The 15,638-nt window shown below is 34.6% G+C and carries 15 protein-coding genes; 5 read left to right on the forward strand and 10 right to left on the reverse strand.

The annotated features are described in order from the left end of the window. Positions 1-25: 25 nt before the first annotated feature. The 10 genes from Q0Y61_RS01880 to Q0Y61_RS01925 form a co-directional block, all read right to left on the reverse strand. Complete coding sequence (locus Q0Y61_RS01880; RefSeq protein ID WP_297810488.1) at positions 26-1,765, reverse strand: cation:proton antiporter; 1,740 nt, start codon at positions 1,763-1,765, stop codon at positions 26-28. Positions 1,766-1,892: 127 nt separating this feature from the next. Next, positions 1,893-2,591, reverse strand: coding sequence for a serine O-acetyltransferase (gene cysE, locus Q0Y61_RS01885; protein WP_297810491.1), 699 nt, complete (start codon positions 2,589-2,591; stop codon positions 1,893-1,895). After that, positions 2,588-4,444, reverse strand: coding sequence for an arginine decarboxylase (gene speA, locus Q0Y61_RS01890; protein ID WP_297810494.1), 1,857 nt, complete (start codon positions 4,442-4,444; stop codon positions 2,588-2,590). The genes cysE and speA overlap by 4 nt, the downstream gene beginning before the upstream one ends. 21 nt (positions 4,445-4,465) lie before the next feature. Then, entirely contained in the window at positions 4,466-4,726 is a 261-nt protein-coding gene (locus Q0Y61_RS01895; protein WP_297810497.1) for a flagellar basal body rod C-terminal domain-containing protein, read from the reverse strand. Between the two features lie 171 nt (positions 4,727-4,897). Beyond that, a complete protein-coding gene (locus Q0Y61_RS01900; RefSeq protein WP_297810500.1) occupies positions 4,898-5,083 on the reverse strand; it encodes a hypothetical protein in 186 nt (61 codons plus the stop codon). A gap of 42 nt (positions 5,084-5,125) precedes the next feature. Further along, positions 5,126-6,916, reverse strand: coding sequence for a lytic transglycosylase domain-containing protein (locus Q0Y61_RS01905; RefSeq protein ID WP_297810503.1), 1,791 nt, complete (start codon positions 6,914-6,916; stop codon positions 5,126-5,128). Positions 6,917-6,931: 15 nt separating this feature from the next. Then, a complete protein-coding gene (locus Q0Y61_RS01910) occupies positions 6,932-7,225 on the reverse strand; it encodes a YggT family protein (protein ID WP_297810506.1) in 294 nt (97 codons plus the stop codon). Position 7,226: 1 nt separating this feature from the next. Continuing rightward, positions 7,227-8,600 (reverse strand): glutamate--tRNA ligase, encoded by a 1,374-nt coding sequence (gltX, locus tag Q0Y61_RS01915; protein ID WP_297810509.1) that lies wholly within the window; start codon positions 8,598-8,600, stop codon positions 7,227-7,229. A gap of 105 nt (positions 8,601-8,705) precedes the next feature. Beyond that, the gene (locus Q0Y61_RS01920; RefSeq protein WP_297810512.1) at positions 8,706-9,560 is read right to left on the reverse strand and encodes a HemK/PrmC family methyltransferase; all 855 of its coding nucleotides are present in this window, start codon (positions 9,558-9,560) and stop codon (positions 8,706-8,708) included. Between the two features lie 13 nt (positions 9,561-9,573). Beyond that, complete coding sequence (locus Q0Y61_RS01925; RefSeq protein WP_297810515.1) at positions 9,574-10,779, reverse strand: M48 family metallopeptidase; 1,206 nt, start codon at positions 10,777-10,779, stop codon at positions 9,574-9,576. A 119-nt stretch (positions 10,780-10,898) separates the two neighbouring features. Here Q0Y61_RS01925 and Q0Y61_RS01930 point away from each other — a divergent pair, with 119 nt between their 5' ends. From Q0Y61_RS01930 to Q0Y61_RS01950, 5 genes are all read left to right on the forward strand, one after another. Then, on the forward strand, positions 10,899-11,894 hold the full coding sequence (locus tag Q0Y61_RS01930) for a rod shape-determining protein (protein ID WP_297810518.1): 996 nt from the start codon (positions 10,899-10,901) through the stop codon (positions 11,892-11,894). After that, positions 11,894-12,592, forward strand: coding sequence for a polyphenol oxidase family protein (locus Q0Y61_RS01935; RefSeq protein ID WP_297810521.1), 699 nt, complete (start codon positions 11,894-11,896; stop codon positions 12,590-12,592). The genes Q0Y61_RS01930 and Q0Y61_RS01935 overlap by 1 nt, the downstream gene beginning before the upstream one ends. A gap of 20 nt (positions 12,593-12,612) precedes the next feature. Next, a complete protein-coding gene (gene kdsB / locus Q0Y61_RS01940) occupies positions 12,613-13,341 on the forward strand; it encodes a 3-deoxy-manno-octulosonate cytidylyltransferase (RefSeq protein ID WP_297810524.1) in 729 nt (242 codons plus the stop codon). 125 nt (positions 13,342-13,466) lie between these two features. Next, a complete protein-coding gene (locus Q0Y61_RS01945; protein WP_297810528.1) occupies positions 13,467-14,633 on the forward strand; it encodes a NifS family cysteine desulfurase in 1,167 nt (388 codons plus the stop codon). Positions 14,634-14,655: 22 nt separating this feature from the next. Continuing rightward, a complete protein-coding gene (locus Q0Y61_RS01950) occupies positions 14,656-15,636 on the forward strand; it encodes an iron-sulfur cluster assembly scaffold protein (RefSeq protein WP_297810532.1) in 981 nt (326 codons plus the stop codon). The last annotated feature ends 2 nt before the right edge of the window (positions 15,637-15,638 follow it).

Genomic DNA, 15,638 nt, shown 5'->3' on the forward strand with positions numbered 1-15,638 from the left:
AATTTTCATTATTATAAATAATCTTTTAAGTTTTTATTTCCTCTTTCTCATCTATTCCCATTTCTTTAGACTCTTTAATCGCTTCTAATGCGAGATTTGCAAGCATTGTTGCTAATTCACGACTGCCATTAAGAACATTATAAAGCCCGATTCCTTTCAAATCTGCTTCTATCGCCTCTTCATCAGTTTGAGCGATAATTTTGACTAAATGAGAAATATCCATTATATGACGACACGCTTTTTCAATTGCCAAAGGGGATTCCACACACAAAATAACAACTTTAGACTTTTCAATCCCAATTTCTTTAAACATCATTTTATCTGTAATATTGCCATAAACAATATTAAACCCCTTTTTCAACCCCTCTTCTACACGTTCATAATTAGAATCCACTACTAATGTTGTAACATCGCAACCACTAAAAAACTCTAATACTTTCTTACCTAAAGTCCCATATCCGCAAATCACAACTTCGCAATGATATTCCACTTGTGGTTTTTGACTCTTTCCTGCCTTACTACCAATTTTTGCAATTTTTAGTGGAATTTTAAAGATTTTTAAAGCGGATTTTACACAAAAATCTAATCGGTCTAAAATAAAAGGTGTTGCAATCATAGAAAAAATAACCATTAAGGTAAGAAATTGATAAATTTCATCAGGTGTAATAGAAGCCAAAAATTGATGCCCAAAAATCCAATTTAAGATTCCACCCTCTAATCCTAAATTTAAGATTTTATGCTGGCTTGCAAGTAGAAAGATTGCGAAAGAAAACTCCCCGATTTGCGAAAGAGAAAGTGCGATACGCATTGCAACTTTTGCACCTCTAAAAAGACTCAAAAACGCAAACATAATTAAAGTTTTGATAAACAACATTATCGCAACGAGTATCAGCACAACCACAAAATATTTAGCCAAAAATATCACATCTACTTGCATACCAATAGTGATAAAAAATACTCCCAAAAGTAAATCACGAAAATACACCAATACACTTGCAACCTGATATTTAAAAGGCGAATTTGAGACAATCATTCCTGCCAAAAATGCTCCAAGTGAGAGAGAAAACCCAAAATATTTACTAAGGTAGGCTGAACCCAATACAATCAAAAACACAGTCCCAACAAAAATTTCATCTGTTTTCATTCTAGCACTAGAACGCAAGACAATTCGTGCAAAAAATCTTCCAGGCAATATCAATAACAAAAGCACAAGAACCGCTGAAATACCTGTGCTAAATAGCATTTCTCCCATACTTAAATCTTTATTGCTTAGCAATTTAATCATTAACAAAATCGGAATGACTGCAATATCTTGAAAAACCAGAATCCCAACTGAAGCCGTTCCATAAGGTGTTTTTGTCTGATTGGTTTCATTTAAGCTCTTTAAAACAATTGCTGTGGAAGAGAGACTTACTGCACTTGCTATAATGATAGAAGTATCAAAATTAAAGCCTAGTAAATAATAACAAATTGCAAAAAAAACAAGGATAGATAATCCAATTTGCATTCCTCCAAAAAGCAATACTTCCTGCTTCATTTGTGTGATTTTCTTGAAACTAAAATCTAATCCAATCATAAACATCAAAAAAACGATTCCAAGTTCTGCAGCTTCGTTTAAATCCACAGAATCTTGCACACGCAATCCAAAAATATAAGCAGTGAGTGTCCCTGTAATAATATACCCAATAATTGCTGGAATTTTTAGTTTATTTAAAATAATCCCAGAAACTACCGCCATAGCCAAAACATAAATAATTATAAGCAAATTATCTATTACGCACCTCTAAATTAAAATTTTGAAATTATATCAATTCTATAAAATTTCTAAAGTTAAATTCAACTAGTAATTTTCTATTTTATACTATTCTTTCACAAGTATAAAAATTTATGATTTAAAATTTTACTTTCAAAAATTCTTGATACAAAATCTCTAACTTCTTACGTGATTCTATATACTCTATATTTTTTGGTGCAACAGATTCCAATAGCTCCAAACGCTTTTGCAAATAATTAAAAAGCTGATATTGAATATCTGGAATCTTATTTAAATCATCACTCATTCCCTTAATGATATTTTTTGCAGGGATTCCAACTGCTGTGGAATTAGGCGGAACAGAGCGAATCACAACAGAATTTGCACCTATTTTAGAATGCGCTCCAATGATAATATTTCCTAGGACTTTAGCACCTGCTCCAACAATAACATAATCCTCAATTGTAGGGTGTCTTTTAGTGCGCTCCAAACTCACACCTCCCAAGCTCACACCTTGATAAATCACAACCTCATTGCCTACTTCGGCTGTCTCACCAATCACAACCCCGTGTCCGTGGTCAATAAATACACGATGTCCAATCTTGCACGCAGGATGAATATCCACATTTGTAAGCCATTGCGTGATTCCCATAAGGATTCTAGCCAATCCTTTAAATCCTATATCGTAAATCTTATGTGCGATTCTATAATGCACCAAAGCAATCAGTCCAGGATAATTAAAAAATAATTCAATTTTAGAATTAATTGCTGGGTCTTTTTCTAAAATTACCGCGAAATCTTCTTTAATAGTGCCAAAAAGCGTTGTGGCATAGTTCAAGACTTTTCCCCTCCATTCTTGAATACCGTCCTTAGATAACCATTCTCACTAAGCATTATATAAAGTTGTCCCAAAACTTCTTTTTTAGCATCTTCTGAAATCTCCTTGCTATCCTCCAAACGTTGTTTTAAGGAACGTTCAATTTCTTTAGTATCATAGTCCAAGTCTTCTAATACATCTAAAATTGTTTGAGATTCTAACAAGTTTTCAATCTTATATCCACCCTCTTCTTCGTCAAATACCACACTAAATTCTGTTGGGTGCGTGAAAAGATTATGACGCATTCCAAGCACTTCTTGATATGCACCAACCAAAAAGAATCCTACAAAATATTCTTCTTGATTTATGTCAATATCATGTAAAAATAAAGGGGCATTTTTATCAAATGCTACTTCACCATCACTATCGCAAGTAATATCCCAAAGACTCGCAGAACGAGTGGGACGGCGATTCAATCTGTCTAATGGAATCACAGGGAATTTTTGCTCTAATCCCCAATAATCTGGCAAACTTTGAAAAAAACTACAATTTAATAAATATCGTTCCTGCACCTGCTCTTGAATCCGAATAATATCACTATGGTTTTTGTGCTTTAAAGTCTTAATAACTTTTTTAATAATCAAATGCACAAGCACTTCTGTATTGCTACGGTCTTGTAAATCAATATAACCCAAATCAAAGAGCGTAAGTAAAGATTCCATATGCTCTAAGCTATCGTGTAAATACTCTATGGCGTAACGTTCATTGATAGTATTATACAAATCAACAAGCTCTTCTACTAAAGGGGGATTTTTATCTTTTAAATGCAAAGATTTTTCATCATAATCTTGGGAGAATAGTTCTAATACAGGAGCGATTAACACTGCGTGGCTTGCAGAAACATAGCGTCCAGATTCTATAAAAATATTTGGTTCAGGCTCTTTTTTGTTTTTCGCAATTTCTTTTAATGTAAAAACAACATCTCCGCTAAATTCTGCAAGTGTATAATTGCGATTTTGTTGATTTTCGTGCTGTGCATATTCTACAGCAAGCCCACCACCAATATTGACATTATTTAGATTCTTTGCTCCCATTTTACGGAGCTCTGCATAGATATTTCCTGCTTCTCTTAGGGCTTTTTTTAATGGAGAAATATCACTAATTTGGCTACCAATATGGAAATGAATCATTGTGAATTTATTAAGTAGGTCATTTTTTCTTAGTAATGAAATTGCTTCTACGAGTTCACTTGCAGTTAATCCAAATTTAGAATTAATCCCTCCACTTTTTGCCCAAATTCCAATCCCTGTGCTATGCAATCGGATTCTAAGCCCAATCTTTGGATAAGGCTTTCCTAGTGTTTTAGCAACCTCAATAATAGTTTCAAGCTCATTTAACCCCTCAATCGTTAGAGTAATATCGTGTCCCATTTTCGCAGCAATAAACCCAAGCGAAATCATTTCTTTATCTTTAAAGCCATTTACCGTAATAGGAGCATTGTCATTAGTATAAGCCATTGCAATTATAAGCTCTGATTTGCTTCCTGCTTCTAATCCATAACAACGATGGGTCGTATTTTCCATCAATGGCAAGATAAAATTAGGATAATGATTAACCTTAATCGGAAAAACTGCTTTAAATTTGCCTTTATAATGGTATTCTTTAATAGAATTTTCAAAACTTGTAAAAATCTTTTCTACCTGCTTTTTCATCAAATGAGGAAAGCGCACTAAAAGCGGACCACGATAGCCCTCTTCACGCACTTGCTTAACAATGTTAATTAACGCTGGTTTAGATTTATAATTAACCTTTACCTGCCCATCTTCAATAATAAAGTCATCTTTTCCCCAATATTCAATCCCATAATCCACCATTTCCAGCCTTTAAATTATCTCTTATGCTTGAATATCCAATAACGTTTGTAAGATGGAATCCGCAGTTTGAATGCTTTGTGCATTTGCTGCCATACCATTTTGCACAATGATTTGCCCCACTGCACTTTGTGCCAAATCTACATTTGAAGCCTCTAAAAAACCTTGTGAAATAGAAACTGCAGCTTCATTTGCAGTTTGAACATTTGCATTAATTCCACTTTGTCCATTATCAAAAGCATTAAAACCACTATAAACTCCGATATTTTGGCTACTAATTTCCATTTTTCTCCCTGTATTTTTTAAAGATTCTAAAACTATAACGAAAAAATCTAAAATTTATTTTTAAAATTAAAATTTTTATGGAAAGTTCTTACGAGAAATAAAATAAATTGTGATAAAAGATAGATTCAATGTAGCTGCAAATTACAAAAGAAGAGAAAGCTAGGCAATGGCTTACGCCATTACACTAAAACCACTAAAATAATCTGCATTTGCTACTTGTTGTGTTTGCTGATTTTGTTCTTGCATTCTTGTTTCTTGAGCTTGTTGTGCCTGTTGTGTCTGAGATTGAGATTCTAAACTTGCTTGTGAGCCATAGTTCGAATAACTTGAATAACTACTAATGCTTGTTGTATCCATTGTTGCTCCTTTATTATTTTCATAATTATAGCAAAACTTCGCTCAATATACTAAACTTTGCTGCAATAAATCCAACATTTTCACTTTATTGCCAAGTTTATTTTGATAGATAAAATAATTAGCTAATACTTTCTTACCATACACGCGTGATTCCTCATAAGGAATCATCTCCATACTATACCAAGGATCTAGTGAATTATTTTTCTTAAACAAATGATTTTTTCCAAGCAATCTACGCGTAAATCCAGGACCTCCATTATAAGCATACGCTACAAAAAGCGGGTGATTAAACTCTCGCAACAATGGACGCGTAAAATATTCCGCATAAGGCACATTTACCGCTGGGTCAAACATATCAAAATATCCTACTCTATCCTCTTCTTTTAATTCTTTAGCTATGGCTTTAACATTAAAAGGCATTAATTGCATAAGACCTAAAGCATAAGAAGTTGAGATTGCTGTTGGGATAAATAAACTCTCTTGTCTTGCAAGAGCGTAAAGCAAAGCTTGCTTATCTTGAGGAAATCTAGAAAACACTTCTTTATAGGGCATTAAAAAATACTCGGTGTCTTTTTGACGTGCGAGCCAAATGTAATGCGCTTTTGTCTCCTCACTATCCACCTTTGCAAGTAATTGCTGTTTGCGTGATTGCGCTTCTTTCCCCTTAAGTTTTTTAAAAGAATTGCGGATATGCTCCCATTCAAAAGGATTTTTAAAATTCCAATTTGCATTTTTTTGCTGCGTAGAAATGTCATAGACGAGATTAAATTTCGGTTTGGCTTCTATTATCTCAAGACTTGCAAGCACATAAATATCTACAATTTTGGAATCACTCAAAATCTGCAAATATTTTTTATCTTGACTAGCCAAATATGCCCAAAAAGTTGCGCGATTCCTATTAAAAGTATGCTTTGCCTTTTCTTTTGAATGAACAAAAAACTTAAGAGCTTGTCCATTTTTTTGATACCTCATCGCATTTAATCCTAGATAAAAGGAACTCTCCGCATCTAGTATATTTAAAACCTCCTCTAAATTCAGTGTAGTAAGCGAACGATTAAAGTTTCCTAAATTTGTATTCATAATCATACTTTTGAGTGCGCGGTTAAAAGTCTCATTGCGTTCTTTTAATAATCTTGCTAAAGTTTCTTTTGAAATAGCAAAGTTTAAATGATTACGATAATTTTGTGAAATAGCAAAATAAAAATCTCCAAAAGATTTTGCATCTTGTGTAATCAGATGGGAAAAAGGGTCTTTAGAGGCTAAAATTTGTAGATTTCTAGCAAGTTTTTGATTGTGAGGCTGCACATTATGTGAAAGCTTTTTCAAGATTTTTTTATCTAAGGATTCCGCCTTTTTAGTCGTGAGTGCTAGAGCAATGCACTTAGTATCTTCTTTTAAAAGTTTATCTAAACTCATACGTTGGCAAATTGTTTTGCGCGAAAGAGTTTTATTGCTACCTTTTTTAAAATATAATCCAAAAAGTTTTGCATTTTTACGAATTGCAAGGTCATAAGCCTCTTTAGCTTCTTTGGGGTTAATATCTTGCTGCAAAAATAACCAAATATAAAAATCACGCGAAATACCCGCTGGTTGCTTTTTAAGATAATCTAAAGTGATCTTTTGATTCAATGTAGGGGCTGTGCTTATTTTTTTGGTTTGAGTGGCTTTTGTTTTGGAATCTTTCTTATTCACATTATGCTTAGAATCCTGTTTTTTAGCTGTCTGCTGCTTACCTGAAGTTTGGGGTGAGGATTGTTTGGAGTTCTGTTCTTTTTGCACAGTTTGTGCGAAAAGTGTGCTAATAAAAATTAATAAAATAAAAAGATTTTTCATTGACTTCCTTATAATTTAAATGCTATTTGCCAATCCAAAAAGTAACTTCACAGCAAATAAATCTATAAATTTCAGTGCTAAAATCACTATGATAGGCGCAATATCAATACCTCCAATTGATGTAGGAATGACTTGACGAATCTTTGCATAAACAGGCTCAGTTAGTTTATAAAGAACCTGCACGATAGGATTATAAGGGTCAGGACGCACCCAAGTAATCAGTGCTGCAATAATAACTACCCAAATATAGATATTTATTACCATACTTAAAATCTGCGCAAGAGCTTCAACAAATGTGCTTAAAACCATCTTAACTCCTTACAATCTCTTTTAAATACAAACGCAAAATTGGGAATAAATCACTTAGCTCTGGACCCTGCACAAAGCCTGTGAACAAAAAACGCAAAGGCTTAAAAAACTTCTTACCTTTTAAGGCACTTTTTTGTATTGCACACTCCTTAAAGGTATCAAATGCACTTTTTGTCCAATCTTGTTCTTCTAACATTTTTAAAATAACTTTTTGCAAGCTTAAAATTTCAGCTTTAAACTCTACAACCTCAATATTTTGCGATTCTATTTCTTGTAAATTTTTATTTTCTGCTAATTTTTGAATTTGATGCAAAAGTAATGCCTTTTTAGCAAAGATTCTATCCATTTTTTCTCTTATTTCATTTAAAGTGCTTGCTTCTTGCAAATAAATTTTTGCTAATGCCCCAATGGAAGAATCTTTATATCCTAAAAGCAATGCTAAATCTTGTTCATTTAGTCTTTTAAAATGCTCACGATTAAGGAATTTTAGCTTATCAATATCAAAATGTGCTGGAGCTTTAGCAATCTTACAAATATCAAACCATTCTAAACATTCTTGCAAAGTAAAAACTTCACAAGGTGTTTTATTACCCATTAAAATAAGATAATTCACAATTGCTTGTGGTAAGAATCCAGAATCCAATAACCATTGCACGCTAGAAGCATTATCACGTTTGCTCATTTTTTTGCCCTCATCATTTAGCAAAATAGGCAAATGAGCAAATTTGATTTCTTTATCATAATTTAAATTTTTATGAATCAGCATTTGCTTGGGAGTATTACTCACGTGGTCTTCGCCACGCACAATAAAATCTACATCATAAAGCATATCATCTACGGCGCAAGCAAAGTTATAAGTAGGGATTCCATCTTCTTTTAATATCACAAAACTATCCACTTCATTGGGCGCAAACTGAATTTCCCCTTTAATGCAATCTACAAATTTCATTGTTACTTTAGAGCCACGCAGACGCACAACAGGCTTAGAATTACTTCCTTTTTCTAACTCCGCCCAACCATCATCATACCGAAAAGCTTCGTGCCTTTCTCTTGCTTCATCTCGCTTTTGCTCTAAAAACTCCTTAGTGCAATAACAATAAAACGCGCAACCCTTGGCAATTAAATATTCTGCAAATTGCCGATGACGTGGAAAATTATCACTCTGATAAACAAGATTATCCCAAGTAATTCCAAAGAGATTTAATAAAAACATTATCTCTTTATCTTTACCCTCAATATTTCTTGCAGTATCTGTATCCTCAATACGGAGTAAAAATTTCTCTTGTTTTTGTTTAGCTAAAATATAATTAAATACTGCTGCGCGCAAGTTTCCTGTGTGCATATCCCCTGTTGGAGAAGGTGCAAATCGTAGCATTTATCCACCTTTTGATGCTTAAATTTAATAGTGGCAGATTTTAACATACACAAGATTATAATTGGCAAAAATGGCAAAGATTTTTTATTACTCTTATAAAAACGATTAAAATTCTATCATAAAACCTCTATCCAATCCTGCTAAATCTTTATAAAATTCTAGCGACTTATATGGCAAAGTTTGCAAACAAGACTCCACACTTTTTTTTTGATTATGCCCCATCTCACAAATCAAAAATGGAATTTTGCAATCAAAGCAAAGTTGGATAATCTTAAGAAGAATTTCATCACCTTTTTTACCACCAAAAAGTGCGGTTTTAGGCTCATACTCAAGAGTTTTAGGTAAAATCTCTCCCTCTTTAATATAAGGTGGATTAGAAAGAAGTAAATCAAAAGGAATCTTTAAATTTTCATTAAACTCCAAATACGCACTTTTGTGTAATGTAAGATTATCCGCTTGAAACTTTACTTTATTCACATAAGCATTGAAGAGAGCTTCAGGAGAAATATCACTTGCGTGAAATTCTAATTTAGGATTCTTTAGCAGGTGCGATAACATAACGCTTATCGCACCACTTCCCACCCCAATTTCTGCAATTTTTACACAAGATTTGCACACAATCCAATCCATTGCTTTTTGCACCAAAATCTCTGTTTCTGGTCTTGGAATTAGTGCGCCATAGGAGATATATAATTCTTCTCCATAAAAGCTCACATTCTCAATCAAATATTCCATTGGCTCATAAAATCTTCTGCGCCGAATTAATCGCTTAAAAGATTCCAACCAAAAGGAATCTATGGTCATTTCAAAATTATAATGCAAAGCAACCCTAGACTGCTTTAAAACAAATCCAAGTAAAATTTCAGATTCTAAAATAGGGCGTTCAATCCCACTTTTTTTTAACTCTACTGCGCCATAGCCTAAAGCTTCTTTAATACTCCATAAAGGTTTGGATTTCATAGTCTTTAATCTTTCATCGTTTTGCCAAATCTTGACAACCCAGTGCCAATAAACGCGCCATTAATGGAGGGTGGCTATAAAAAAACCTCATATATAAGGGATGCGCCAAAGGAAAGGAATTATTCTCCTTAACAAGCACCAATAGAGCATTTGCAAGAGACTCTGCACTAGTTAAACTTGCACCAAATCTATCAGCTGCAAACTCATTTTGACAACTTTTCCAATTCACAAGTAGCATAAAGTAAAATCCAATCGGCGCACTTAAAAGCAACAAAAAAACAATTAATGTATGCACATTTCTTTCTACATTCGCACTACTAAACAAAGATTCAGGTAAATTGGTTACCATAAATAATAGTGCACCAAAAAACCCAAGCACCAAAACCATCATTTTATAAATATCATAATGTTTAAAATGTCCTAATTCGTGTCCCAAAACAGCAAGAATAGAAGGGTGTGGAATCTTATCTAACAAAGTATCAAACAAAATCACGCGTTTTGCCCGTCCTAATCCTGCAAAATAAGCATTCAATCTCCCATCACGTTTAGAGGCGTCCATTACAAATACTCCTTTGCTTTGAAATCCTACACGTTTTAAAAGATGATTAATTTCATCTTTTAATTCTGTATTTCGCAAGGGAGTAAATTGATTAAACATTGGTGCAATTAGTAAAGGATACAAAAAATTCACTCCAACAATCAAGACAACTCCAAAAACAAAAGCATAAACTTCCCAAAACTGCACTTCTAAAATAATCCAACTAAAAATTAGAATCAAAATTCCACCCACTACAAGCAAAAGCGCAAAAGACTTTAAATTATCCAATATAAAGAGTTTTACTCCACCTTTTGCAAAACCAAACTTTTTATCAGTTACTAAAGTTTGATAAGCTTCAAAGGGCAAATTAGCCAAAATGCCAACCACAAGAAAACAAAGCACAAAGACAACCGATTTTATAAGAGGTGAAAACTCTAATGCAGAATCCAAAGCTGACAACCCAAAAAAAATCCAAAAAATGATCAACAACATATCTACAAGGATACTTGCCATTGCGATTCTCTCACGCACACTTGCATAATCTGCTGCTTTCAAAAATGCTTGAGATTCCAAAATATAAGGAGTTTTTCTCCTCTCTTGCTTTAAAAAATTTATTTGCAAAAGAGATAAAGTGAATTTAGGAACACTAAAAAATAAAATGTAACACACAACAAACACCATATAATAAACCCTTTATAGAATAAAATTTTTGCGCATTATAGCAAAAAGCATTTACAAAATTATGGCTTTAGTATATAATCTAAAAAACTTAAAATATTGTAATTTATTGGGATTTTACTATGGGAATTTTTGAACGAAATGATATTGCGATTGATTTAGGAACAGTCAATACGATTGTGCGTAACAATCTTGAAGAAGCTTTATTTTGTGAAGCAACCTGCATTGCACTTGAAAACAAATTCACCTCTCGCCGTATTCTTGCGCTTGGCGATTCAGCAAAAAAAATGCTAGGACGCACACCTAGTGAAATAGAAGTCATTAATCCACTTTTAAATGGAGCCATTAGTGATTTTGAAGTAACAAAAATCTTTATGAATGCCATTTTACAAAAAAGCAAAACAAGCTCACTTGCTCCACGCGTTGGCATTAGCATTCCTCAAAACCTTACCCAAGTTGAAAGACATTCCCTCTATGAAGCAACAATGCTAGCAGGTGCGAAAGAGGTCTTACTCATAGAAGACCCTTTTAGCGCGAGTGTAGGGGCTGGACTAGACATCTCCACTGCACGTGCAAAAATGATTATTGATGCGGGAGGCGGATTAGTAGAAGTTAGTATCATTTCTTTAAATGGACTTATCACAAGTGCTTTTACAAAAGAAGCAGGGGATTTTATAGACTATGCCTTAATGGAACATTGTCGCCATAACAAAAACATTGGAATCAGTAAAGAAATAGCCGAAAACCTCAAACGAAGAGTGAATGTCTTTGACAAGAATCCTACAATACATATTGGTGCAAAAAATCTTGCCAATGGTATGCCAATAGAATGCGAACTAGATTTAGAGGAATTTAAAAATGTTATTTTAGAGAATATTTATAAAATTAAAGAGGTTATTATTGAGGCGATTCATAATGCTCCACCACAGATTGCACCAGACCTTATTGAGGATGGAGCAACTCTTACAGGAGGATTAGCTCTCATTCCCGGACTTAAAGACTTTTTAGAAAAAGAACTTCGTATGCAAATCCATCTTTCTTCAGACCCTCTTTTAGATATTTCTAAAGGTGTTTGGCAAATTATGCAAAACTATGAAATCTACGAAAAAAGTCTCTAATGAATTGCACTTCCCCCTTTATTGAACCTATTGCCACGCCTAAGGGAATCAAAGCTTTTTTAAGCAAAGCACCTTTAAATATCGCATTTCACGCTGGAGGGGACTCTAAAGAAATCATAAAACAAAATCGTGCTCTTTGTATTACTCCTTTTGACCTCTCCTCTCTTGCTTATTGTAATCAAGTGCATAGCAAAGAAATTTTAGAGGCAAATCAAGGTGGATTATTAGGCACAGGTGATGGGATCTTAAGTATGCAAAGAAATATCATAGGACTGATTATGGTAGCAGATTGTAATCCTATTTTACTTTTTGACACCAAACACAAAGTTTTCACATTACTGCACGGAGGAAGAGTAGGCTTACAAAAAGGCATTATTCAAAACGCATTCCAGCTGATGAAAAAAGGATTTAACACGAATGCTTCGGATTTATTTGCCTATGTTGGTCCTTCTATTCGTGCGTGTTGCTATGAAGTGGGCGAAGAAGTCTTCAGCAATTCCATTTTACAAGTCGGCAAAATTGTGCAAGGAGATAAAATTTACTTAGATTTAATTGCATTAATCCTTGAACAATTTAATAATGCAAACATTACAAATTATTACTTCTCTCCCCATTGCACTTGTTGCACATCAACTTATTTTTCTTATCGTAGAAACCCAATGTGTGGGAGATTTGGATTATTTGCTTATCTCACTTAAATTTCAAAAAGGAGTTCTTGATGATTATCATTCCTGCAAGGTTAAAATCTACTCGTTTCCCCCATAAAGTCTTAACTCAAATTTATGGAATCCCAATGGTAGTGCGTACCGCACAACTTGCAAAGGAAATTGATGATGTCATTGTTGCTTGTGATGAACCCATTATCGCGGAGGTCTGTACGCGTTATAATGTGCGCTCAATTCTGACAAGTAACACGCACGAGAGCGGGACAGATAGAATCGCAGAATGTGCCAGAATCCTAAAACTTACCAAAGAAGAAATCATTATTAATCTACAAGGAGATGAACCCTTTTTAGAGCAAGAAGTGATATTAAGCTTAAAACGTTTAATGGAGAGAGAAGCAAAAAGTCGTGGTAAAGTCCCCTTTATGGGAAGTTGTGCTAAACCAATCACAGAAAAACAAGCAAACGACCCAAATCTTGTTAAAGTTGTGCTAAACGCCAAAAACGAAGCAATTTATTTTTCACGCTCCATCATTCCCTATAATAGAGAAAATGTTGATGGTATAGGATATTTAGGACATTTAGGAATCTATGCCTTTAGCGGAGAGAGTTTGCAAGAGTTTTGCAAACTGCCAAAATCCACTTTAGAATCCTTAGAAAAACTAGAACAACTACGCGCATTAGAGTATTCTAAAACTATCGTAATGGCAAAGGTGGAATCCCAATCCTTTGGCATTGATACCAAAGAAGATTTAGAACGTGCTTTGAAACAATTTACACACTAAATTCTATCTTTTCAAGTGTGTTTGTTACACAAGATTACATTAAGCTTTTTTAGGGTAAAAGACAAAGATTATTTTGTCCAAATAGGCAAGATTCAATAAAAACTAAAATATATTTAAGGAGTAATATGGAATCTAAAAGAGTTTATTTAGATAATAACGCAACCACTATGCTAGACCCAAATGCAAAGGAGTTAATGGATTCTTATTTTTGTCAAAAATATGGCAACCCTAACTCATTGCATAGTTTTGGCACAGAGACACATACCGCGATCCGCGAAGCTTTCAATTACCTCTATGAAGGAATTAATGCAAAAGACGAGGACGACATTATCATCACTTCTTGCGCGACAGAAAGCAATAATTGGGTGTTAAAAGGTATATATTTTGATATTTTGCGTTTTGGTGAGAAAAACCATATCATCACGACACAAGTAGAACACCCAGCTATTCTCTCTACCTGTCGGTTTTTAGAAAATTTGGGCGTGGAAGTGACTTATCTACCTGTGGGCGAGAATGGCACACTAGACCCGAGTAAGCTAGAAGCTGCAATTACAGATAAAACGGCATTAGTCAGTATAATGTGGGCAAACAACGAGACAGGAATCATTTTTCCCATTGAAGAAATTGGTATAATTTGCAAACGAAAAAATGTGCTATTTCACACAGACGCCGTGCAAGCAATCGGCAAAATCCCGGTAGATGTGCAGAAAACACAAGTGGATTTTCTAAGCTTTAGTGGGCATAAATTCCACGCACCCAAAGGAATCGGTGGGCTATATATCCGCAAAAGTATTAAGCTCACGCCACTATTTCACGGGGGAGAGCATATGAGCGGTAGGCGCAGTGGAACACTCAATGTCCCTTATATCATTGCGCTAGGAGAAGCAATGCGACAGGCAACCTTGCATTTAGACTTTGAACGTAATAATGTCCGCTGTCTGCGTAATAGACTAGAAGATGCCTTGCTAGAGATTCCAGATGTTTTTGTGATTGGAGAACGTTCTTTACGCGTGCCAAATACGATTTTAGTTAGCATTCGTGGAGTAGAAGGAGAGGCGATGTTGTGGGATTTAAATAAATATGGAATTGCTTGTTCCACAGGAAGTGCGTGTGCAAGTGAAGATTTAGAAGCGAACCCTGTAATGAGTGCAATTGGGGCAGATAAAGAACTAGCTCACACAGCAATTAGAATCTCACTTAGTCGTTTTACAACCAAAGAAGAAATTGACTATGCAATTGAAATTTTCAAAAAATCTATTGAGCGTTTGCGCTCTATTTCAAGCAGTTATTAATAATTAATATAAAGGGAAAAGAATGGCAAAAAACGAATTATTAGGTGGTGCGTTGTGGGACGCATATAGCAAAAAAGTTAGCGAGAGAATGGATAACCCAACGCATTTGGGTGTCATCACACAAGAAGAGGCAGACAAAAGAGGATTAAAACTCATTGTTGCAGACTATGGTGCAGAAGCTTGCGGTGATGCTGTCCGTCTCTATTGGCTGATAGACAATAACGACACGATTGTAGATGCTAGATTTAAGAGCTTTGGCTGCGGAACTGCGATTGCAAGTAGTGATATGATGGTGGAACTCTGTCTTGGAAAAAAGGTGCAAGAAGCGGTAAAAATCACAAATATTGATGTAGAAAAAGCCTTGCGAGATGAGCCAAACACCCCTGCTGTTCCTGGACAGAAAATGCATTGTTCTGTTATGGCATATGATGTGATTAAAAAAGCGGCTGCATTATATTTAGGCAAAAAACCAGAGGATTTTGAAGATGAAATCATCGTGTGTGAATGCGCACGTGTAAGCTTAGGCACTTTAAAAGAAGTAATTAAACTAAACAACTTAAAAACAATTGAAGAAATTACCGAATATACAAAAGCGGGTGCATTTTGTAAAAGCTGTATTAAGCCCGGAGGACACGAGGAAAGAGAGCATTATTTGGTAGATATTTTACGCGAAGTGCATTCAGAAATGGAAGAGGAAAGGCTGAAAAATAAGGTGGATTTGGAATCTAAGGGGGATTTAAAATTCTCCAATATGACAATGGTGCAAAAAATCAAAGCAATTGAAGCTGTCATTGATGAAAAAATCCGTCCAATGCTGATGATGGACGGCGGAAATATGGAGATTATTGACTTAAAAAATGCAAGTGATGGCTACAATGATGTATATATTAGGTATTTGGGTGCTTGTAGCGGGTGCGCAAGTGGATCAACTGGCACACTCTTTGCAATTGAATCTGTCTTGCAAGAGAGTCTAGACTCTAGCATTCGCGTCTTTCCTGTGTGAGA

Source organism: uncultured Helicobacter sp. (assembly GCF_947367035.1).
Classification (GTDB): Bacteria; Campylobacterota; Campylobacteria; order Campylobacterales; family Helicobacteraceae; genus Helicobacter_D.

Bases quoted from the DNA above. Each gene is read 5' to 3' on its own strand.
- speA (WP_297810494.1), bottom strand. From the start codon at position 4,444: ATGGTGGATTATGGGATTGAATATTGGGGAAAAGATGACTTTATTATT.
- Q0Y61_RS01895 (WP_297810497.1), bottom strand. From the start codon at position 4,726: ATGGAAATTAGTAGCCAAAATATCGGAGTTTATAGTGGTTTTAATGCT.
- Q0Y61_RS01900 (WP_297810500.1), bottom strand. From the start codon at position 5,083: ATGGATACAACAAGCATTAGTAGTTATTCAAGTTATTCGAACTATGGC.
- Q0Y61_RS01905 (WP_297810503.1), bottom strand. From the start codon at position 6,916: ATGAAAAATCTTTTTATTTTATTAATTTTTATTAGCACACTTTTCGCA.
- Q0Y61_RS01910 (WP_297810506.1), bottom strand. From the start codon at position 7,225: ATGGTTTTAAGCACATTTGTTGAAGCTCTTGCGCAGATTTTAAGTATG.
- gltX (WP_297810509.1), bottom strand. From the start codon at position 8,600: ATGCTACGATTTGCACCTTCTCCAACAGGGGATATGCACACAGGAAAC.
- Q0Y61_RS01920 (WP_297810512.1), bottom strand. From the start codon at position 9,560: ATGAAATCCAAACCTTTATGGAGTATTAAAGAAGCTTTAGGCTATGGC.
- Q0Y61_RS01925 (WP_297810515.1), bottom strand. From the start codon at position 10,779: ATGGTGTTTGTTGTGTGTTACATTTTATTTTTTAGTGTTCCTAAATTC.
- Q0Y61_RS01930 (WP_297810518.1), top strand. From the start codon at position 10,899: ATGGGAATTTTTGAACGAAATGATATTGCGATTGATTTAGGAACAGTC.
- Q0Y61_RS01935 (WP_297810521.1), top strand. From the start codon at position 11,894: ATGAATTGCACTTCCCCCTTTATTGAACCTATTGCCACGCCTAAGGGA.
- kdsB (WP_297810524.1), top strand. From the start codon at position 12,613: ATGATTATCATTCCTGCAAGGTTAAAATCTACTCGTTTCCCCCATAAA.
- Q0Y61_RS01945 (WP_297810528.1), top strand. From the start codon at position 13,467: ATGGAATCTAAAAGAGTTTATTTAGATAATAACGCAACCACTATGCTA.
- Q0Y61_RS01950 (WP_297810532.1), top strand. From the start codon at position 14,656: ATGGCAAAAAACGAATTATTAGGTGGTGCGTTGTGGGACGCATATAGC.